The organism is Exiguobacterium sp. s122, from assembly GCF_018618475.1.
GTDB classification, from domain to species: Bacteria; Bacillota; Bacilli; order Exiguobacteriales; family Exiguobacteriaceae; genus Exiguobacterium; species Exiguobacterium himgiriensis.
On the sequence record NZ_JACSMD010000010.1, the window covers coordinates 1 to 19,394 of the forward strand.

Below are 19,394 nucleotides of genomic sequence, written 5' to 3' on the forward strand. Positions count from 1 at the left end.
CGCCGAAAGTAGTTGGGGGTCTCCCCCTGTGAGGATAGGACGTTGCCAGGCAACATGAGACGATCAAGCATCTGCTTGGTCGTCTTTTTCTGTACTTTTCTTTAAAAACGTACTACTATACGAATACAATTTAAGCGATTTCCGAATGTTTATTCCATCCGCTCGGTCCAACGAACACAATTCAGAACTTTCTGAACATCCTCAATTGAATTGCACTTTCTCGTCATACCTGTTACCATTACAGAAATATTTCGAAACAAAGATTCGGGTCCGATAGGAAAGGGGCAATCGATTTTTATGTGGGAAAACAAGTTTGCAAAAGAAGGATTAACATTTGATGATGTCTTACTCGTGCCGAGATTCTCGAATGTCTTACCAAGAGACGTTAGCTTAAGTACGAAGCTTTGTGAAGGTCTCGAGTTGAACATTCCAGTCATTAGTGCCGGGATGGATACTGTGACGGAAGCACCGATGGCGATTGCGATGGCACGCCAAGGTGGTCTAGGTGTCATTCACAAGAACATGTCCATGGAAATGCAAGCCGAGCATGTCGATCGCGTCAAACGCTCAGAGAACGGTGTCATCACGAACCCTTTCTATTTAACTCCAGAACGGCAAGTGTATGATGCAGAATATTTGATGAGCAAATACCGAATTTCGGGTGTACCAATCGTCAATTCAGAAACAGAGCGAAAACTAATCGGGATTTTAACAAACCGCGACCTTCGCTTCATTAAAGACTATTCAACGGTGATTGAAGATGTCATGACGACTGAGAACTTAGTGACGGCCAAAGTCGGCACGTCACTCGAAGAAGCAGAACGCATCCTTCACCAACATCGGATCGAGAAGTTACCACTCGTTGACGATGCAGGAATTTTAAAAGGATTGATCACAACGAAAGACATTGAAAAAGTCGAGCAGTTCCCACATGCGGCGAAAGATAAGCAAGGTCGTCTTCTTGTCGCTGCTGCAGTCGGTGTAACAGGGGATGCCGCATCTCGTGCTCAAACCCTCGTCGATGCAGGCGTCGATGCGCTCGTCGTCGATACGGCGCATGGTCACTCGGCAGGTGTCATTGAGAAAGTAAAAGAACTACGTGATCTTTTCCCAACCCTTCCTATTATTGCAGGGAATGTTGCGACTGCGGAAGCGACTCGCGCATTGATTGAAGCGGGTGCCTCGGTCATCAAAGTCGGAATCGGTCCTGGTTCGATTTGTACGACACGTGTTGTCGCAGGTGTCGGTGTTCCGCAAATCACGGCGGTATACGATTGCGTCACAGAAGCACGTGAACATGGCGTGACGGTCATCGCCGACGGTGGAATCAAGTACTCAGGCGATATCGTCAAGGCGATTGCTGCGGGTGCGCATGCCGTCATGCTCGGTAGTCTTTTGGCTGGCGTGAAGGAAAGCCCAGGCGAGATGGAAATTTATCAAGGTCGTCAGTTTAAGACGTATCGTGGAATGGGATCGGAAGCTTCGATGAAACGCGGTAGTCAAGATCGTTACTTCCAAGAAGCCGATAAGAAGTTCGTCCCAGAAGGCATCGAAGGACGTGTGGCGTATCGTGGTGAATTGGCCGACACGGTGTATCAACTCATTGGCGGACTTCGTTCAGGAATGGGCTATTGTGGCGCCGCAGACATTCGTTCGCTTCGTGAAGACACACAGTTCATCCGCATGACAGGCGCTGGTCTACAAGAGAGCCATCCGCACGACGTTCATATTACAAAAGAAGCACCAAACTACTCAAGATAACGAAAAAACCGTTGCTCACGTGCGAGCAACGGTTTTTTTTATTCATTTTTTCACGAGGATGACGGTACCACCTTGATCTTGTGCAGGCAGTTGTACTGTGACTTTCCCATTGGGTTGTACGACGTAAGAGCGTCCGCTATAGCGATCAACGAGCACGGTCTTGTGCTTGTATTTCGTTTGGAACGTCGCTTTTTGTGCCGTCTCTTTCGTGTTCAAGCCGACGAGAACGGACTGTTTGCCGTAGGCGCGTTCAAAGATGGAATATCCGGTTTTCGATCCCCCGGCGACGACGACACGTGTCCCTTTACTGAAGACTTTCGAGTAATCGGCTCGAATGTTTAAGAGTTTTTGATAATGCGTATGCATCGCTTTGCCTTCGCCCGTAACACGCTTCCAGTCGAAATCGTAACGGTTTTCGTTAAACTCACCTTTATCCATATCCCCGGCATGTTTCCCAGATTGGCCAATCTCTTCGCCGTAGTAGATGACCGGTTGACCTTTAGCTGTCATTTGAAGCGAGGCTGCCACCATATGTTTTCCTTCATCGCCGCCAGCACGGGAAACGAGGAAACCGTCTTCGTCATGGCTCGACAGGAACTGACCAAGTGTCGCTTCGTTCGAAAGTTGCTTATTCCGATATTGGAGGGCGCTCTCGACCCCATCAATATTCCCGTTCACGAAACTCTCCGCTTGATATTTGAAATCAAAGTCGAGGAGCGAGTCCATTTGGCCGCTACGCAAGTAACCGCCTGTATTGTTCACACTCGCCCCGTAATGCTCACCAATCAATTTGAAGTCCGGCTTGATGGCCGTCAACTCGTTTTTGAACGACTTCCACGTCGTCGAGTCGACGTGTTTGACCGTATCGACCCGGAAGTAATCAATCGTGTTGCCTTTCTTCGTCTTCGAGCGCTTAATCCAATCCGTTTGCCATTTGACGAGTTGATCGCGGACGGCAGCATCCTCTGTCTTAAAGTCAGGGAGCCCAGAGAGCGACATTTTCAAATCGTCTCCGTCGACCGGATTGGAACGAATCATGCCTTCAAAGACTTGCCGTTCTTTATTCGTTGGGAAATTCGTCGCCCCTGTCGCTTTCGCTCCAGGTTCCATGCCATATCCCGGATGGTTCAAGACGACATCGACCATGATCTTGATTCCACGTTCATTTGCCGCGTCAATCAAACGATGGAACGCTGCCATGTCCCCGAGATGTTCATCGAGCTTCTCGAAATTCTTCGCCCAATAGCCGTGATAGCCATATTGAGAGCCTTCTTTTCCGTAACGCAGATCCCAATCGATGTTATCCACAATCGGTGTGATCCAAATCGTGTTGATGCCAAGTTTATCGAGGTAATCGAGTTTTTTCGTGATTCCAGCGAAATCACCACCGTGATACGATTCAGGGTGATCCAAGTCATAATATTCGCCGTTCGGATTGTTGTTGGTTTTGTCGCCGTCATAGAACCGGTCTGTCAACATGAAGTAAATCCGTGCCTCGTCCCAATCGAATTCTTGTTTGTTTTTCATTGTGACCGGTCGGACGTTGACGGTTGTCTTCGTCGTATGCACGTTGCCGTATTGATCGATCGCTTGAACGGTTAATGTCTTGTTGCCAGGTTTGACGTTATCTTTAACGGCAATCGTCTGTTTGTTCAGCGCCGGGTCGATGGCTAGTTTTGCCGGTCCACCGAGTGGGCGGGCATCGATATATAGTTCACGTAGCGTCACTCCTTTTGGTAACGTCGGCTTCACATGAACGACGGCGTTTTCCCGTGAACTGATGGCTTTTGGTGAGACAGACGATGTCAACTTGACGTTCGGACGTTTGTATTCAACACGTGACGCTTCGAAATAAGGGTCTTTCACCTCAGTCGTCACGCCATCTTTCGTCACGAGGAACGTATAGTCATGTGTCCCTTCCGGTAGTTTAACCGTGTGACGGAACCATTCGTTCTTCGCTTCGTACGTCATCGGATACGTCGTCCCGTTCACTTTCAAAGCGACGCGCTCGATTTGATTGAGTGTACCTGCTTCATATAACGCTTTATCTCGATAGAAGAACGTAATCTCGCCGTTCTCAAAGACCGGTCCTTGAATCGTCGGCACTTGGTGGAACACACCTTTTCCGCTCTCAACGACGACTTTTGTGATGCGATCGGTACCGAGTTTGACGTACCGATCTTCCCCGTAACCATCTTTGACGGCCCAGTCCGTGCCTTTTCGAATGACGAAGCCGACATTCGTCGCGTCTTTTCCGACCGGGATGCGGAAGATAGCGCCGGTTTCGGTCACTTTATACGGATCGACCTGTCCGTCTTTCGCGCCGGTGCTCCACGTCCATAAGTTCCAGTCTTTATAATCTCCGTCTGCCCGGACGTATGTCATTTCAATATACCGCTGCGTCTTCCAAGGATCTGCCACTTCCGTAATCGTCTTAAACGACGTTGTGAGCGCAGGGAGCGTCGTGTTTGACAGCTTGCCTGTGACAGAACCAGCTGGGATGGTCGCTTCCAACGTTTGACCGAGGGTAAATGGAGCCGTCGGTATGACCGTCACCGTCGATCCGCTCGTTTCGACACGAAACGGGACAAACGTTTCCCCGCTCTTCAAGCTAACGTTTGAAGCATTAAGTGTGACAGGCTCATTAAACGTCCATGTGATTGGGGCATCGAGGGCGATGTCCGTTGCTTGGTTCGCTGGTGTGACGGTCGTGACTTCGAGTTGGCTTACCGTTTCAACCCCGCGCAGCGTATAGGCCGAGCTATATACGGATTGCGTCGATGGATTCGCGGAGACGTTCCAACTGTCGGCTAGTTTGTTTGCTGGGTCGCTTGGAATTGTATCAAACGCTCCATGCTCACCAGCATTGTTCCCGCTAAGGACGGTCAAGACACGGAGTTGGTCGTTGTTCGTCAAACCGAGAAGCGACAATGGGATTTTCCCTTCAAATCCTTTTGTCCGATCGAGGGCGAACGAGGCGCCGTTCAAGTTGTTCAAATTCGCCAGCGGGACAGACTTACCCGATTCATAGAGCGCAGCTTCTTTAATCGCTGTGTCGCCATCGACGCGAAGTAAAATATGATACTGTGGCTTCCGATCGGTTTGGCTGAAGGTGAACGGGTAACCGAGTGGATTCGTGTTCACGCCCGAGTCTTCGTCATTGACTTGAAGTGCAATGTTTATGTACTGCCCATTGTCGCCCCAGTTCGGAACGTTCTTTGCGTCGACATAGAAATAAAGATGCTTGGCGTCATTTTGCAAATAAAGGTCACCGAGGTCAAATCCTTGCCAACCGGCCGTAGGGGACGTGGCGAGCGCCGGGACGTTAGTCCAATCATTCTTAACTCCATCGACGGTGATGGCCGTCGGTTCAGCGAGGACGTTCACCGGTACGCCCGTTTGAATTAAAAGGACAGAAGATAACAAAAGCGTCGACGTACGGCGTGCAGTTTTATTCTTCATAAAGCACCTCTTTCAGGAAATGTGATCGTCTACAGGACAACAAAATAGGAAAATTGTGCAAACGGTTTCAAAAATAGTGTAGCCGATTATGTAAGCGCTCACAATATAATTTTTAAAAAATAAAAAGACCACCTTCAAAAAGTAAAGGGGTCAGTGAGACGTGTACGGGGTCGTTTTAGTCAATTTGCCTTTGACAATTAGGCGTTCCGTTGCGTCGAACGTACACGTGATGAGCGTAATAGTCGGATCGATTGTCTCGTCGAGCACATCGATTCGAGAGGGCGGCACAGTCTCAAGTGATGTGACGACATATTCATACGTATGGGTCAAGTCGGTGACGTATACGCTCATTCCCGTTTGAATCTTATGAAGCGGACCGAATAGGGAAGTCGGACTTTGCGTGTAATGACCAGCCAACGCATAATTCCCGACACCCATCTGTTGGGTTGGGCGCATCGTTCCAGCTCCAACAGCCAAATTATCTGCATCGAGCCCATACAAGATGGGTAACTCCAACGCAATTTCTGGCACCGAAATCAATCCGATTGTCGGCAATTCATGAAAGCGATTGCGCACTGTCACTAAGTCGTTCCATGACAGCGGATTGACGGCTGAGAAGTCAAACGTGCCTTCTGAAGGTTGTTGGAGTTGCAACCCCTCGGTCACGTGTTGACTGTTGGAGACCGCCACTTGGTCTTTCCACCACGTGTTCGATATCAACAAGAAGCCGACAAGGATGAAGAATAGGCCAAGTCCGAAACGTATGCGTCTCACGATATTCCTCCCTTCGGTATATGCCAACACGACATGAGCCGGTCGACAACCACTGGCAAAACGGATTCTGAGATGGCGGCAAATCCGAACAAGAACTGCCGCGCCAAATCGTGACGATCAATTGCATAGTCGTCCATTGCTTTTATGCGGATGCTCGCCGCCTCGGCTTGTCGTCGCAACACCTCACTCGAGGACGGGGTCTTCACGGTTAAAATGACGTGAAGGCCGGCGCTCGTCCCCGAGACCGCGACCGTCGATTCATATGGTTTGAAGGCGGAGATGACAGTCTCGAGCTTTCGTCGATACGTCTTGCGCATCCGATTCAAATGTTTTTCGAAGTCTCCATGTGCCATGAATGCGGCGAGTGTCTGTTGCTCAAAACGAGGGACGCTGCAAGTAAAGTGACGATAACGTTCCCGATATCGATTCAACAGTTGCGGCGGCAATACCATGTATCCAATCCGGAGGGACGGCATGAGCGATTTTGAGAACGTACTCAAATAAATGACGCGCTCGTTTTGGTCCATACTTTGAAGTGAAGGAATGGGCTTCCCACTATAGCGGAATTCGCTGTCATAGTCATCTTCAATGATGTATGTCTGGCGGTCAAACGCCCAGTTCAATAGACGTTGCCGTCGACTGACGGACAGGATGGTGCCGGTCGGAAATTGATGGGCCGGCGTGACATAAACGGCATCGATTTGTTCCGTCTCGAGTCGGTCTACGACGAGACCGCTCTCATCGACAGGGATGGGGATGTAATGACGCTGTTGATGTTCGAATAGCTGCTTCGTGAGCGGGTATCCCGGGTCTTCAATGCCGAATGTCTTCGCGTCGGTCAATAGGTCCAGGAGTTGCGGGAGCAATTGTTCGGTGCCGGAGCCGACGATGATTTGTTCAGGAGAACAGCTCACACCCCGGGAATGATAGAGATACGTCGCAATCTCTTGACGGAGAACGAGGTCGCCTTGAACGGAACCGAGCGTGAGCAAATCACTGTTCTCTTCAGTGACGATTTGTTTAATGTGACGGCGCCATCGTTCGAACGGAAACGCGGCCGTGTCGATTTGACTCGGGTACACGTCAAACGTATACGTCTTCTTCATGGGAAGTGGCTCAATCGTCTGCATGCCGTCATTGCGTCGTACATACAGTTCTTCTTGCGGCAACACGTAGAAGCCTTTCCTCGGAACGGACTCGATATAACCCTCGGCAAGAAGCTGAGCGTAGGCAAGTTCGACCGTCGTTTGAGAGACGTCGATAAAGTCGCTCAGTTTCCGTTTTGACGGCAGTTTCGTCCCGGTCGTCAACGTATCGTCGACGATCGCTTGGCGGATGTGTAAGTAGAGTTGTTCATATAAAGGCGTGCTCGATTCTGGTTCGAGCGCGAGTGTAAGCATATCCATCTTAAATCCTTTCCGTGGTTACCCGAAGAAGAAATAAAGGACGAAACCAAGGACGAGGAGTAAGCCGAATAAACCTGGTTTCCCATAGTAAGTACGATCTTGTGCTTTATCGCGCGGGTCGAATTGTGCCATCCACAGTCCTCCTTTCTCATTGATTCCATTCGAGAATGGAAAACAGATGTCCTTCAATCGAACTGACCACTTTAAAAACTATCAAACTGACACTTTCAATATAGTCAATTCAATCTATACTTACAAGTAGATTAGCCTATATGGAGGGGATTTAAATGGAAAAGAGACAAGTCGGTACAGATAAAGTAAAACGTGGGATGGCCGAAATGCAAAAAGGCGGCGTCATCATGGACGTCATCAACGCAGAACAAGCTAAAATTGCTGAGGCGGCAGGTGCGGTCGCAGTCATGGCACTCGAGCGCGTCCCTTCGGATATTCGTAAAATGGGTGGAGTTGCCCGGATGGCAGACCCAACGATCATCGAAGATGTTATGGGAGCGGTCTCGGTTCCAGTTATGGCGAAATGCCGGATTGGTCATATCGCCGAAGCACGCGTCCTTGAATCGATGGGGGTCGATTTCATTGACGAGAGCGAAGTGTTGACACCAGCGGATGAAGAGTTCCACTTATACAAGCGTGACTATACAGCACCGTTCGTCTGTGGTGCCCGTGACCTTGGTGAGGCAGCGCGTCGCATCGGTGAAGGCGCAGCGATGATCCGGACGAAAGGTGAGCCGGGAACAGGAAACATCGTGGAAGCGGTTCGTCACATGCGCACAGTTCAAGCACAAGTGAAGCGTCTCCTCTCGATGAGCGTGGACGAAGTGATGACAGAAGCGCGTGACCTCGGAGCCCCGTTTGAAGTGCTCATGCAAATTCGTGAAGCTGGCCGCCTTCCGGTCGTCAACTTCGCAGCAGGAGGTATCGCGACACCAGCCGATGCGGCACTCATGATGCATCTTGGTGCGGACGGCGTCTTCGTCGGATCGGGAATCTTTAAAGCCGAGAACCCAGAGAAGTTCGCTCGTGCGATCGTCGAAGCGACGACGTACCATGACGACTTCGAGCGTATCGCGAGTTTGTCAAAAGGTCTCGGCGAAGCGATGAAAGGCTTAGACGTCCGGACGCTTAAAGAAGAAGAGCTCATGGCACCACGAGGGTGGTAAGATGACGACGATTGGCGTACTCGGAATGCAAGGGGCGATTCGTGAACACGTCCGGATGCTCGAAGCACTCGGCGTCGACACACGCGTCGTTCGTTCAGTCGAAGACTTGAATCAAATCGACGGTCTCGTCTTACCGGGTGGAGAAAGCACGGCGATGCGTCGTTTGCTCGACCGCTACGGGTTACTCGAACCGCTTCGTGATAATACGCAGCTTCCGATGTTCGGGACGTGTGCGGGTTTAATTTTGCTCGCGACAGAAGTCGAAGGATACGATGCCCATCTTCGAAAAATCCCGATGACCGTGAAACGGAACGCATTTGGCCGTCAAGTCGACAGCTTCGAAGTCGCATTGCCGGTGAAAGGAATTGATGAGACGGTGGAAGCGGTATTCATCCGCGCCCCGCAAGTCGCATCGGTCGAACCGGTCGTTGATGTCCTCGCGGAAGTGGAAGAGGCCATCGTGGCTGTTCGCTACGATAAATATGTCGCTTGCTCGTTCCATCCTGAGCTGACAGACGATTTGTCGATGCACCGTTATTTCTTGGACGTCGTGGCGGCGAACAAGCATCAACTCGCATAAATGAGAGGCTCCTGAAATCGGGAGCCTTTTTTATGCCGTTTTTTGCTACACTAAAACGAGACATGAACAGAAAGGGGCAAGGTTGTGAAAGCAAGATGGATGATGTGGTTGCTTATCGGAGCAATCTTCATGAATATATTGAACCCGAATGACGCAGCGGCCGCACCGAGCGTCGATGCGAGCGGCGCGATGCTCGTCGATTTGACGACAGGTCAAGTGCTGTTTTCAAAAGAAGAAGACGCGATGTTGCCCCCGGCCTCGATTACAAAGTTGATGACCGCCTTCCTCGTTCGCGAAGCGATCGAAGCGGGTGAACTCAGTTGGAATCAGGAAGTGACACCGAGCACGGAGGCGCTCGCATTGACAACGAAACCGGGTCTTGCGCGCATCCCGCTCGTCAATAAACCGTACACGGTGAAAGAACTATATGACGTAGCGTTGATTCGCTCAGCGAATGAGGCCGCCGTCACGCTCGGCGAGGCGGTCTCCGGTTCAGAAACGGCGTTTGTTGAGTTGATGAATGAGCGGGCAACGGCGCTAGGGATGACGCAGACGACATTCGCGAACGCTTCTGGACTCGATTCGGCTTCCGCTGGACGTCCGGGCGAGAACTTAACATCGGCGAGTGATTTAATGAAACTGGCCCTCGCTTATTTAACGAGTTATCCCGATGTACTCGATGTGACGAAGCAGGCCCACGTCGATATTGATGGGGTTCGGTTTGAAGCGACGAACCGCATGCTTGCCGGCCGTGATCTGGCGTACGCGGGTATGCTTGGTTTCAAGACAGGAACGACAGATGACGCCGGATACTGTTTCGTCGGTGTTTCGACGCGTGACGGTCGAACGGTGTTGTCTGTCGTATTAGGCGCGAAGACAGACGAAGGTCGTTATACGGCGACGAAAGCACTTCATGACTATGCGTATAGCGAGTTTGTCATGACCCCGTTGTTACGAAGCGGTGAGGTTGTGCCGGAGTCTGTCTTCGTGGCAGGCGGGGAGACGGAGCAGGCTACGGTCCGCACGACGTCCACGTTCGAGGTATTGATTGAAAAAGGGCAAGACGTTCCGTCCCTCGTTTATGATTTACCCGACACGACAGCGCCGCTCGCTCCAGACAAACAAGTTGGCACGGTAACGGTCGACCTGTCTGAATCGGTCCGTTACTTGGACGGTGAGCAACCACCGAAAGCGATGCTCGTAGCAGCAGAAACGGTCGAATCGGCATCGTTCTTGACCCGAATGACACGTGCGTTTTCCGACTTTCTTAATGAAATCCGACTCGTTCTCGGAAAACTGAGCCTTGTCGATAGACTCGAGTTGTTGTAAAGTAAAACTAATTCAATGACAGATGCAACGATGAGGAAAAGTACGTTACAGTCATCTACTGACAGAGAGCTAGTGGTTGGTGCAAACTAGTGGGATGGTGTAACCGAATCGGCCTCGGAGCATTGGCTTGGAAACAAGTCACGTTACGCACACGTTACGTGCATCGAGTGGCCTGCACGTCAGGCAACGAGGGTGGCAACGCGGATCCAAGGTGGTTCGTCCCTTTCCTACGGGAAAGGGATGGGCTGCCTTTTTTATGTGAAAAAGGAGGAAAAATGGATGTTAGATATCAAACGATTACGTCAAGATTTTGAAGAGATTAAAGCGAAGCTTGCTCACCGAGGTGAAGACTTGAGCGCGCTTGACCGTTTCCCGGAGCTCGAGGAGAAACGACGAAACCTCATTAACGAAGTCGATGTAAAAAAAGCAAAACGGAACGAGGCGTCTAAACAAATTGCTGAACTGAAACGCAATAAACAAGACGCGGAAGCACCGATTCTCGAAACGCGCCGACTTGGCGACGAAATCAAATTATTAGATGAAGACTTGCGTGAAGTCGAAGCGGAGTTGAATATGATTCTGCTGAGCATTCCGAACATTCCGCATGAATCAACACCGATCGGCGAAACGGAAGACGACAACGTGACCATCCGTGAAGTCGGTACGAAACCAACGTTCGATTTTGAAATGAAGCAGCATTGGGATGTGATGGAAGACTTGAACATCGTCGACGTCGAGCGAGCCGGAAAAGTCACAGGAAGCCGTTTCGTTTTCTATAAGGGACTCGGTGCCCGTCTAGAGCGCGCGTTGATCAACTTCATGATGGACATGCACGCCGATGAGCACGGCTATTCTGAAGTCTTACCACCATACATGGTCAACCGTGATGCGATGACAGGGACGGGTCAGCTTCCAAAGTTTGAAGAAGACGCGTTTAAAGTGGCCGATACGAATTACTTCCTCGTGCCGACAGCAGAAGTGCCGGTGACGAACATGCACCGCGATGAGATACTCGCGGATGAGCAGCTTCCGATCACGTATACAGCGTACAGCGCTTGCTTCCGTTCTGAAGCCGGATCAGCTGGCCGCGACACGCGTGGTCTCATTCGCCAGCACCAGTTCAACAAAGTCGAGCTCGTCCGTTTCGTTAAGCCAGAAGAGTCTTACGAACAACTCGAACTGTTGACGGGTCACGCAGAAGAAGTGCTCAAACGTCTCGGTCTCCCATATCAAGTACTCAGCATGTGTACGGCTGACCTTGGATTCACGGCTGCGAAGAAATACGACATCGAAGTGTGGATGCCGGCTCAAGGGATGTACCGCGAGATTTCATCTTGCTCAAACTTTGAAGATTTCCAAGCGCGCCGTGCCGGAATCCGTTTCCGCCGCGAGGCGAACGCGAAACCTGAGTTCGTTCACACACTGAACGGATCTGGACTCGCCGTTGGCCGGACCGTGGCCGCGATTTTGGAGAACTTCCAACAAGCGGACGGCTCAGTCGTCATTCCTGAAGTGCTTCGTCCTTATATGGGTGGAATCGAAAAAATCGAGATGCCACGCTAAGTCCGTTTCAATCCCGTCGACACTAGAATGTGTCGACGGATTTTTTTGATTTTTTTCTAATGTTTTTTCACAAAAGGGTTTGACATCTGTCTCGTCAGTTGGTACTATAAATCATGTCGAGCGAGATGATTGTTCGCGAATTGTATATGAGCTTTGGAGGTGTACCCAAGTGGTTTAAGGGAACGGTCTTGAAAACCGTCAGGGGTGTAACAGCCTGCGTGGGTTCGAATCCCACCACCTCCTCCATTTTTATTTTGGAGGCTCAACAATTTCATATTTTTTGGAGGTGTACCCAAGTGGTTTAAGGGAACGGTCTTGAAAACCGTCAGGGGTGTAATAGCCTGCGTGGGTTCGAATCCCACCACCTCCTCCACTTTCTTTTTTTTACACTTTTTTAAGCCTGGAGTTGTACCCAAGTCCGGCTGAAGGGGACGGACTCGAAATCCGTTAGGAGTCGCAAGGCTCGCGTGGGTTCGAATCCCACCAACTCCGCTTGATTGGGCATCTGCATGGGCAGATGCGTTTTTTTATGGTCGCAGACTCCGGTCTGCGACTTTTTTTGTGGCAAAATGGCGAACAGCGGCTAGTCTCATGGCAAAGCGGGAATTCTAATCGTATAGAGTTTATGCGGATTCATGTGAAAGAAGGTGAACGTCATGGATTGGGTCGAGCTATATATCGAGGAGGTCATCAAGCACGTTCCGGCCGGGAAACGTGACGAGCTGGCCGAATCGTTGCGCCAAGAGATCGAAGCGACGTTGCCGGCCGATGCGACAGAAGCGGAAGTAAAGCAGGTGTTAGGTGAAATGGGACATCCTGCGGTCGTGGCAGCACGTGACTACGGAGGGCAATACGTCATCGGACCGACGCTGTTCCCGCAATACGTGTCCCTTTTAAAGTTGGTCGTTCCGATTGTGTTGGCGATGGTTTTTGTCGGGCTCGTGCTGGCGAGTATTCCGACATTCTCTGGTCCCGTCCTTCCGACGCTCGGTACGTTTTTAACGAACGTGTTTGGCGTGTTATGGAACGTCGGCATTCAGCTCATCTTTTGGATTACTCTCGTCTTCTTTTTAATGGAGCGCTATGGAGGCGAAGAAGTGAAAGCGATGAAGATGAAGTGGGACGTAAATACACTTCGGGAACGGGAGCGCGGCGGACGGATTAGCAAATGGGATGCTGGGATCGGGATCTTTTTTACAGCGGTCTGGTTCGGTGTTTACGTCAGCGCGGAGCGATTGATCGGTATCTATGAATCGACTTCGTCAGGCTTCACGATGATGACACCTGTGTTCAACCAAACGTTTCTCTTTAACATGATTGGATGGTTTCTCATCATCATATTGCTTCAAGTCGGGCTCGGGTTATGGAAATGGGTGAAAGGTCGTTGGTCCTACGCCCTTGCATCCTATAACTTGGTGTACAATCTCGCGTCGGCCACATTCATCATCTGGATGGCCAGCTCACCGCGGTTATTCGATACACGGTTCCTCGCCTGGGTCGAGACGAATGTACCGGCTAGTGTTTCGCTCACTTGGGTGTTCGGTCTGGTCGTCGCCATCACGATGTTAGCGGCTGTGTTCGATTCTATCGACGGGTTCCGAAAAGCGCGGAAGACGCCGCGACATGGTGAACGGACGATTGCCCACATATAAAAAAGGTGCGCCGCTTCTGTATGCGACGCACCTTCTTACTTATCTGACTTTCGCTTCACGTGCGATCGTCAATTGTTTTTCGATCTTCTCAAGGATGAGTTCAACCGAATCTGGATCGTTAATCAAATCGTACTCTTCAATCGAGAGACGAAGTACCGGGCAAAGGTTGAAGTTGTTGATCCACTCGGTATACCGCTCGTACATCTCTTCCCAATATGAGATTGGAGTTTGTTGCTCCATCTCACGCCCACGCATTTGAATACGATCGAGGACTTGTTCGAACGAGCCTTCGAGGTAGATGAGCAAATCTGGGTGTGGGAAGAATGGAGTGAGCACCATCGCTTCAAATAGACTCGAGTACGTCTCGTAGTCTGTTGGCGACATCGTGCCTTTCTCGTAATGCATCTTCGCAAAAATCCCTGTATCTTCATAAATCGAACGGTCTTGGATAAATCCGCCGCCATATTGGAAAATCTTCTTCTGTTCTTTGAAACGTTCAGCCAAGAAGTAGATTTGGAGATGGAAGCTCCAACGCTCGAAATCATGATAGAATTTATCGAGATACGGGTTCGTGTCTACTTTCTCGAGAGACGTCCGGAAGTTCAGGGCGTCTGCGAGCGAGTTGGTGATCGTCGACTTTCCGATTCCGACCATGCCGCCAATCGTGATGATCGTGTCATTCGGAATGTTATACTTTTCATTCAGCGTCATTTGGCTTGTGCTCCTTTAGTCAATTCTAGTTCGCGTTCAATCGTAGTGAGGACGTGCGTCAAATCATCCGGGTTGTGGACGAAGTCGAGCTCGTCGCCGCTAAACGAAAGAATCGTCACTTCGGGGTGGGTCGCGCGATAGGATTCGACGAACGTCTCGTAATCACGAGCGAGTTGTTCGAGGTAATCGCGTGACATGTTCTCTTCTACTTCACGTCCACGCAAAGCGACGCGCTTCATGAGCGTCTCGATGCTCGCGTGCAAGTAGATGACGACATCAGGTTTCGGCATATCATGCGTCAAAATCTTATAGATTTGCTCATACTTATTTAAATGAGCCGGTCGTAGGGAACGGTGGGCAAAAATCAAGTTCTTGAAAATATGATAGTCTGAAACGACGGATTGCTGTTGACTCAAGTGGTGTTTGTGGATATCGTCTAATTGCTTGAAGCGATTGCACAAGAAGAACATTTCCGTTTGGAAACTCCATTCTTCGATATCTTCATAAAACTTGCCGAGAAATGGGTTCTCTTCTACAATTTCATTCAGCATCTGCATTGAAAAGTGCTGACTGATGATATGGGCCAGTGACGTTTTCCCGACACCAATCGGTCCCTCTACCGTTATAAACATATGATGTCATCCTCCATTATCCAAAGTGCAAGTTCCATTCTAGCATACAATGGATGGGATAGGGCGAGCGAAATGATTTTCATTTTTTTTCATAATAAGTGATGAGAAACGGAGTGTAAATATGGAACGTGATGAACGATTTATGCGGCTCGCTATAGAAGAAGCAAAGAAGGCGGAAGCGATTGGGGAAGTCCCAATCGGATGCGTCATCGTCAAAGGTGACGAGGTGATTGCGACCGGTCACAATCGCCGAGAAACAGACTTGTTGGCAGCGGCTCACGCGGAGATGATTGCAATCGAATCAGCGAACGAGACGCTTCAAAATTGGCGGCTTGAGGACTGTGAGTTGTATGTGACGTTAGAGCCGTGTCCGATGTGCGCGGGTGCCATCGTTCTCTCGCGTGTGAAGCGAGTCATCTTCGGAGCGCATGATCCAAAAGGCGGTTGTTGTGGGACGCTCATGAACCTCGTTCAAGATGAACGGTTCAATCATCAAGCAGAGGTGACAGAAAATGTTTTAGCAGAAGAATGTGGCGCCCTCTTGACGGATTTCTTTCGTGACCTTCGTCAAAGGAAGAAGCTAGCTCGGCTTGAACAGAGAGGTTGCAACCCTATAGATTAAACAGTATAATGTAATAGCACTCAACGAAGTGCTTAACTTCATTTACCCATTTGCCGTGCTAGGCGGGGAGGTAGCGGTGCCCTGTAACTCGCAATCCGCTATAGCGAGACTGAATTCCGATTCGAGGGAGTGCATTGGTGTGGCCCGTCCTCGTGTAAGTGGCGTTGACGTCTGAGTCCTGCGCAACGGTCACCCATGAACCAGGTCAGGTCCGGAAGGAAGCAGCCTTAAGTGGTGACGTACCGTGTGCCGCAGGGGTGCTTGGGCCGAGCAAACTGCATGAGTAACGCACATTGACGTGCTTTCAGAAATCGGTGCGCGGCAGATTTATTTAATAACTTTAATCTACGGCCCCAGGGTTGTAGATTTTTTTGTATGATGAAATAGAGACAATTGAGAGAAAGGAGGCGGAGACATGGCGTATCAAGCATTGTATCGGGTCTATCGTCCGCAGTCGTTCCAAGAGGTAGTCGGCCAAGTTCATATCACACGCACGATTCAAAATGCGTTGCTCGAGGAGCGGGTATCCCATGCCTACTTGTTCTCCGGTCCAAGAGGGACGGGGAAAACGAGTCTTGCTAAAATTATCGCGAAAGCAATCAACTGTGAGACAGCACCGACGAGAGAGCCGTGTAATACATGCCCGACATGTATCGCCATCACCGAAGGGACGAGCCCAGACGTGTTCGAAATCGATGCCGCTTCAAATAACGGTGTCGATGAGATTCGCGAGATTCGAGATAAAGTGAAATATCCGCCTTCGCAAGCGCGCTTCAAAGTATACATCATCGATGAGGTGCACATGTTGTCGACGGGTGCGTTCAACGCGTTGTTAAAAACGTTAGAAGAACCGCCGCCGCATGCCATCTTTATTTTAGCGACAACAGAACCGCATAAGATTCCGGCGACGATCATCTCGCGCTGCCAGCGCTTTGACGTGAAGCGCCATGAAGTTGGTCAGTTGCAGACGCGAATGGCCTACATTTTAAACGATCAAGAATATGAATATGACCCAGAAGCGCTCAAGCTGATTGCCCGTGCGGCCGATGGCGGCATGCGCGATGCATTGAGTTTGTTAGATCAAGCCTTGGCCTTCAGCGATGACCGTTTGACCGAAGACGCCGTCCTTGAAGTGACGGGAGCTGTAACGGACGATGCGTTACTTGAGATGGCTTATGGCTTACAACAAAAACAACTCGATCGCATTCTTAATACGCTAGAGACAATGTTGCGCGACGGGAAAGACTTGAAGCGTTTCGTGGAAGATCTCGTCTTCATTCATCGGGACGCGCTCCTTTTGAAAGCTTCCCCGCAAGCGGTTGATTTACTAGAGCGAGCCCGACCGAACGAGCAGTTCCGTGCCTTTGTCGAAGCGACGACAACAGATGCGTTGTTCCAAGTCATTGAAGAGTTAAACGAGTGTCAACAACAGATGCGTTTGTCGAACCATCCGAAAGTACTCGTTGAATTGACATTTATCCGGATTGCCGAACAAGGTCGGACGATGAGCGAGCAGATGCAACAGCTACAAGATCAAGTCCGTGAACTGAGTAAAGAGTTGAGCGAAGTGAAAAAAAATGGCGTGGCGGTAGCGGACGCGCCTGCGGACAAACCGAAAGCCGTCAAACGGACCCAAATTCGCGTGCCGAAAGAACGGATTCGTCAACTCCTGCAGCGGGCAGAACGTCAGCACTTGAACGCGATTCGCGATAGCTGGGAAGATATCATGGGGAATATCCGAACACAAGATGGTCCAATCTTTGCATTGTTCTATGAGAGTGAGGCTGTCCTTTGTGCAAGCGACACCTTACTGGTACAATTTAAAGATGGGATGACATGGCATTATGAACAAGTCAGTTCGAATGGCCGCACCCGTGACGTAATCGAACAAGCGTTGTTTGAAGTAACGGGAATCCGTCGAGAAATTATGGCTGTACTTGAAACAGATTGGCTTGAATTGAAAAACGAGTTCATCCTTCAGAAACAAGCGGAGCGCACAGATACGAAAGAAGAAGCGAAGCCGGCAGAAGAAGATCCGCTTGTCGCACAGGCGTTCGAACGTTTCGGTGATGTCGTCGAAATCGAAGAAGTTTAACAAAGGAGGCGCTTTATATGCGTGGAATGGGAAACATGAACAATATGATGAAACAAATGCAGAAAATGCAAAAAGACATGGCGAAAGCTCAAGAAGAGCTAAAAGATATGACGGTTGAAGGAACAGCAGGTGGCGGCATGGTCAAAGTCATCGTTAGCGGGCACAAAGAAGTGCTAGACGTCATCATTGCGGAAGATGCAGTCGACCCAGATGACGTTGAAATGTTGCAAGATTTGGTCCTCGCAGCGGTAAACGATGGAATGAAACAAGCCGATCAACTTGTTAATGATAAGATGGGACGTTTCACACAAGGGATGAACCTCCCAGGCTTTTAAGTGAAGAAAGGAAAGATGCGAGTTGCAATACCCTGAAGCGATTGGGCGGTTGATTGAGAGTTTTACAAAATTACCAGGCATTGGTCCGAAGACGGCCATTCGACTGGCCTTTCATGTGTTAGATATGGAAGAGGACGATGTGCTGACATTTGCGAAGTCTCTTGTCAGCGCCAAGCGCGATATCAAGTATTGTACCGTCTGCGGACACATTACGGACGTAGATCCATGTTCCATTTGTACCGATTCACATCGAGACGAAACAGTTGTCTGTGTCGTGCAAGACTCAAGAGACGTGATTGCGATGGAAAAGATGCGGGAGTATCGAGGAAAATACCATGTACTTCATGGTGCCATCAGTCCAATGGAAGGGATTGGGCCGGAGGACATTAACGTATCCAGCTTATTGACACGTTTACAAGAACACGAACAAATTACGGAAGTGATTTTAGCAACGAATCCGAATATCGAGGGAGAAGCGACCTCGATGTACTTGTCTCGTCTATTAAAACCAACCGGTATTCGTGTGACACGTCTTGCTCATGGTCTCCCGGTCGGAGGGGATTTGGAATACGCGGATGAAGTCACATTATCTCGTGCGATGGAAGGTCGAAGAGAATTATGAGGTGGTTTCGAAAGTCGCTACGAACGGAGTATGATCAACGATTTCTAGAAGAGTTGTTAGATGCGAAGTCGAAGTTCGAAGCAAAGCGTTATATGTTAGACGTAAGTATTGAAGATACGGGAGAACTAGCAGCGCAAGTGAAGCAAGCAGAAATGCTCTATTTCTTTTATTTAAAAGAGGCGAAACGACGAAACGTATCGCTATCTAGTTTACGTTCGTGAGAACGAGGCTAAAACCTCGTTCTCTTTTTTTATCCATTCTGCCTAATTCAAAGTGGAATGATGGATAAACTAAATAAGAATTAGATCAATATAAGGTGATGATTCAAGGCTATATAATGAAGAAAAAGTTTCATGTACCTGTCGTAACAAAAGAACTTTATAAAAACCAAAAGTTTTTCTAGAAAAGTTATTGCACATTATTAATTTTACTGATATATTAATAGACGTCGCCGAGAGCGAACGCAAAAAAATATTTTAAAAAGATATTGACCTTTCGTTAATAACTTGTTAAGATATTTAAGTCGCCAATGAGCGACAGACGAACTTTGAAAACTGAACGATGAGGCAAAAAATGTTTTAAATTTTGAATGAAGCGCAAGCTTCGTCATTTTCAAGAGCTATATCAAATTCTTTGGAGAGTTTGATCCTGGCTCAGGACGAACGCTGGCGG

16 protein-coding genes, 3 tRNA genes, 1 other RNA gene and 1 other annotated feature are annotated in these 19,394 nt (G+C 49.5%); of the genes, 15 read left to right on the plus strand and 5 right to left on the minus strand.

All coding sequences use genetic code 11. The annotated features are described in order from the left end of the window. Positions 1–297 precede the first annotated feature (297 nt). Positions 298–1,761: an IMP dehydrogenase gene (gene guaB / locus KNP92_RS15435; RefSeq protein WP_214842094.1), complete on the plus strand. Its 1,464-nt coding sequence runs from the start codon at positions 298–300 to the stop codon at positions 1,759–1,761. 42 nt (positions 1,762–1,803) lie between these two features. On the opposite strand, the gene KNP92_RS15440 is transcribed toward guaB, so the two are convergent. From KNP92_RS15440 to pdxR, 3 genes are all read right to left on the minus strand, one after another. Next, positions 1,804–5,223: an alpha-amylase family glycosyl hydrolase gene (locus tag KNP92_RS15440; RefSeq protein ID WP_214842097.1), complete on the minus strand. Its 3,420-nt coding sequence runs from the start codon at positions 5,221–5,223 to the stop codon at positions 1,804–1,806. Between the two features lie 150 nt (positions 5,224–5,373). Then, on the minus strand, positions 5,374–5,997 hold the full coding sequence (locus KNP92_RS15445) for a class A sortase (RefSeq protein ID WP_260564238.1): 624 nt from the start codon (positions 5,995–5,997) through the stop codon (positions 5,374–5,376). Beyond that, positions 5,994–7,403: a MocR-like pyridoxine biosynthesis transcription factor PdxR gene (pdxR, locus tag KNP92_RS15450; RefSeq protein WP_214842101.1), complete on the minus strand. Its 1,410-nt coding sequence runs from the start codon at positions 7,401–7,403 to the stop codon at positions 5,994–5,996. Before pdxR ends, KNP92_RS15445 begins: the two co-directional genes overlap by 4 nt. Positions 7,404–7,690: 287 nt before the next feature. Between pdxR and pdxS the strand changes: the two genes are divergently transcribed. The 8 genes from pdxS (at position 7,691) to KNP92_RS15490 (ending at position 13,705) form a co-directional block, all read left to right on the plus strand. Then, entirely contained in the window at positions 7,691–8,581 is an 891-nt protein-coding gene (gene pdxS, locus KNP92_RS15455) for a pyridoxal 5'-phosphate synthase lyase subunit PdxS (RefSeq protein ID WP_214842109.1), read from the plus strand. 1 nt (position 8,582) lies between these two features. Beyond that, on the plus strand, positions 8,583–9,161 hold the full coding sequence (gene pdxT, locus KNP92_RS15460; RefSeq protein ID WP_214842112.1) for a pyridoxal 5'-phosphate synthase glutaminase subunit PdxT: 579 nt from the start codon (positions 8,583–8,585) through the stop codon (positions 9,159–9,161). Positions 9,162–9,260: 99 nt separating this feature from the next. Next, positions 9,261–10,490, plus strand: coding sequence for a D-alanyl-D-alanine carboxypeptidase family protein (locus tag KNP92_RS15465; RefSeq protein WP_251136646.1), 1,230 nt, complete (start codon positions 9,261–9,263; stop codon positions 10,488–10,490). Between the two features lie 18 nt (positions 10,491–10,508). After that, positions 10,509–10,717: a binding site (T-box leader), on the plus strand. Positions 10,718–10,769: 52 nt separating this feature from the next. After that, entirely contained in the window at positions 10,770–12,053 is a 1,284-nt protein-coding gene (gene serS / locus KNP92_RS15470; protein WP_214842115.1) for a serine--tRNA ligase, read from the plus strand. Positions 12,054–12,208: 155 nt separating this feature from the next. Continuing rightward, positions 12,209–12,299: transfer RNA gene (locus KNP92_RS15475), tRNA-Ser, on the plus strand. Positions 12,300–12,335: 36 nt separating this feature from the next. Then, positions 12,336–12,426 (plus strand) — tRNA-Ser (locus tag KNP92_RS15480). Between the two features lie 29 nt (positions 12,427–12,455). Continuing rightward, positions 12,456–12,545: transfer RNA gene (locus KNP92_RS15485), tRNA-Ser, on the plus strand. 164 nt (positions 12,546–12,709) lie between these two features. Continuing rightward, on the plus strand, positions 12,710–13,705 hold the full coding sequence (locus KNP92_RS15490) for a hypothetical protein (RefSeq protein ID WP_214842118.1): 996 nt from the start codon (positions 12,710–12,712) through the stop codon (positions 13,703–13,705). A gap of 39 nt (positions 13,706–13,744) precedes the next feature. Here KNP92_RS15490 and KNP92_RS15495 read toward each other — a convergent pair whose 3' ends face one another. After that, positions 13,745–14,416, minus strand: a complete 672-nt coding sequence (locus KNP92_RS15495) for a deoxynucleoside kinase (RefSeq protein WP_034804458.1) — start codon at positions 14,414–14,416, stop codon at positions 13,745–13,747. Beyond that, a complete protein-coding gene (locus tag KNP92_RS15500) occupies positions 14,413–15,048 on the minus strand; it encodes a deoxynucleoside kinase (protein WP_034804455.1) in 636 nt (211 codons plus the stop codon). Before KNP92_RS15500 ends, KNP92_RS15495 begins: the two co-directional genes overlap by 4 nt. 121 nt (positions 15,049–15,169) lie before the next feature. Here KNP92_RS15500 and tadA point away from each other — a divergent pair, with 121 nt between their 5' ends. The 6 genes from tadA to KNP92_RS15530 all read left to right on the plus strand — a co-directional run bounded on the left by tadA (position 15,170) and on the right by KNP92_RS15530 (position 18,943). Further along, a complete protein-coding gene (gene tadA / locus KNP92_RS15505) occupies positions 15,170–15,670 on the plus strand; it encodes a tRNA adenosine(34) deaminase TadA (protein ID WP_214842121.1) in 501 nt (166 codons plus the stop codon). 53 nt (positions 15,671–15,723) lie between these two features. Continuing rightward, an RNA gene (gene ffs, locus KNP92_RS15510) (signal recognition particle sRNA large type) lies at positions 15,724–15,992 on the plus strand. Positions 15,993–16,085: 93 nt separating this feature from the next. Beyond that, positions 16,086–17,765: a DNA polymerase III subunit gamma/tau gene (dnaX, locus tag KNP92_RS15515; RefSeq protein WP_214842124.1), complete on the plus strand. Its 1,680-nt coding sequence runs from the start codon at positions 16,086–16,088 to the stop codon at positions 17,763–17,765. 17 nt (positions 17,766–17,782) lie between these two features. Further along, positions 17,783–18,100, plus strand: a complete 318-nt coding sequence (locus KNP92_RS15520; protein ID WP_214842127.1) for a YbaB/EbfC family nucleoid-associated protein — start codon at positions 17,783–17,785, stop codon at positions 18,098–18,100. Between the two features lie 22 nt (positions 18,101–18,122). Further along, positions 18,123–18,722 (plus strand): recombination mediator RecR, encoded by a 600-nt coding sequence (gene recR / locus KNP92_RS15525; protein WP_034804443.1) that lies wholly within the window; start codon positions 18,123–18,125, stop codon positions 18,720–18,722. Continuing rightward, a complete protein-coding gene (locus KNP92_RS15530) occupies positions 18,719–18,943 on the plus strand; it encodes a YaaL family protein (RefSeq protein WP_211780243.1) in 225 nt (74 codons plus the stop codon). The genes recR and KNP92_RS15530 overlap by 4 nt, the downstream gene beginning before the upstream one ends. The last annotated feature ends 451 nt before the right edge of the window (positions 18,944–19,394 follow it).

Bases quoted from the DNA above. Each gene is read 5' to 3' on its own strand.
- tadA (WP_214842121.1), top strand. From the start codon at position 15,170: ATGGAACGTGATGAACGATTTATGCGGCTCGCTATAGAAGAAGCAAAG.
- KNP92_RS15500 (WP_034804455.1), bottom strand. From the start codon at position 15,048: ATGTTTATAACGGTAGAGGGACCGATTGGTGTCGGGAAAACGTCACTG.
- KNP92_RS15520 (WP_214842127.1), top strand. From the start codon at position 17,783: ATGCGTGGAATGGGAAACATGAACAATATGATGAAACAAATGCAGAAA.
- KNP92_RS15495 (WP_034804458.1), bottom strand. From the start codon at position 14,416: ATGACGCTGAATGAAAAGTATAACATTCCGAATGACACGATCATCACG.
- pdxT (WP_214842112.1), top strand. From the start codon at position 8,583: ATGACGACGATTGGCGTACTCGGAATGCAAGGGGCGATTCGTGAACAC.
- serS (WP_214842115.1), top strand. From the start codon at position 10,770: ATGTTAGATATCAAACGATTACGTCAAGATTTTGAAGAGATTAAAGCG.
- KNP92_RS15490 (WP_214842118.1), top strand. From the start codon at position 12,710: ATGGATTGGGTCGAGCTATATATCGAGGAGGTCATCAAGCACGTTCCG.
- guaB (WP_214842094.1), top strand. From the start codon at position 298: ATGTGGGAAAACAAGTTTGCAAAAGAAGGATTAACATTTGATGATGTC.
- KNP92_RS15465 (WP_251136646.1), top strand. From the start codon at position 9,261: ATGATGTGGTTGCTTATCGGAGCAATCTTCATGAATATATTGAACCCG.
- KNP92_RS15440 (WP_214842097.1), bottom strand. From the start codon at position 5,223: ATGAAGAATAAAACTGCACGCCGTACGTCGACGCTTTTGTTATCTTCT.
- pdxS (WP_214842109.1), top strand. From the start codon at position 7,691: ATGGAAAAGAGACAAGTCGGTACAGATAAAGTAAAACGTGGGATGGCC.
- dnaX (WP_214842124.1), top strand. From the start codon at position 16,086: ATGGCGTATCAAGCATTGTATCGGGTCTATCGTCCGCAGTCGTTCCAA.
- KNP92_RS15530 (WP_211780243.1), top strand. From the start codon at position 18,719: ATGAGGTGGTTTCGAAAGTCGCTACGAACGGAGTATGATCAACGATTT.
- pdxR (WP_214842101.1), bottom strand. From the start codon at position 7,403: ATGGATATGCTTACACTCGCGCTCGAACCAGAATCGAGCACGCCTTTA.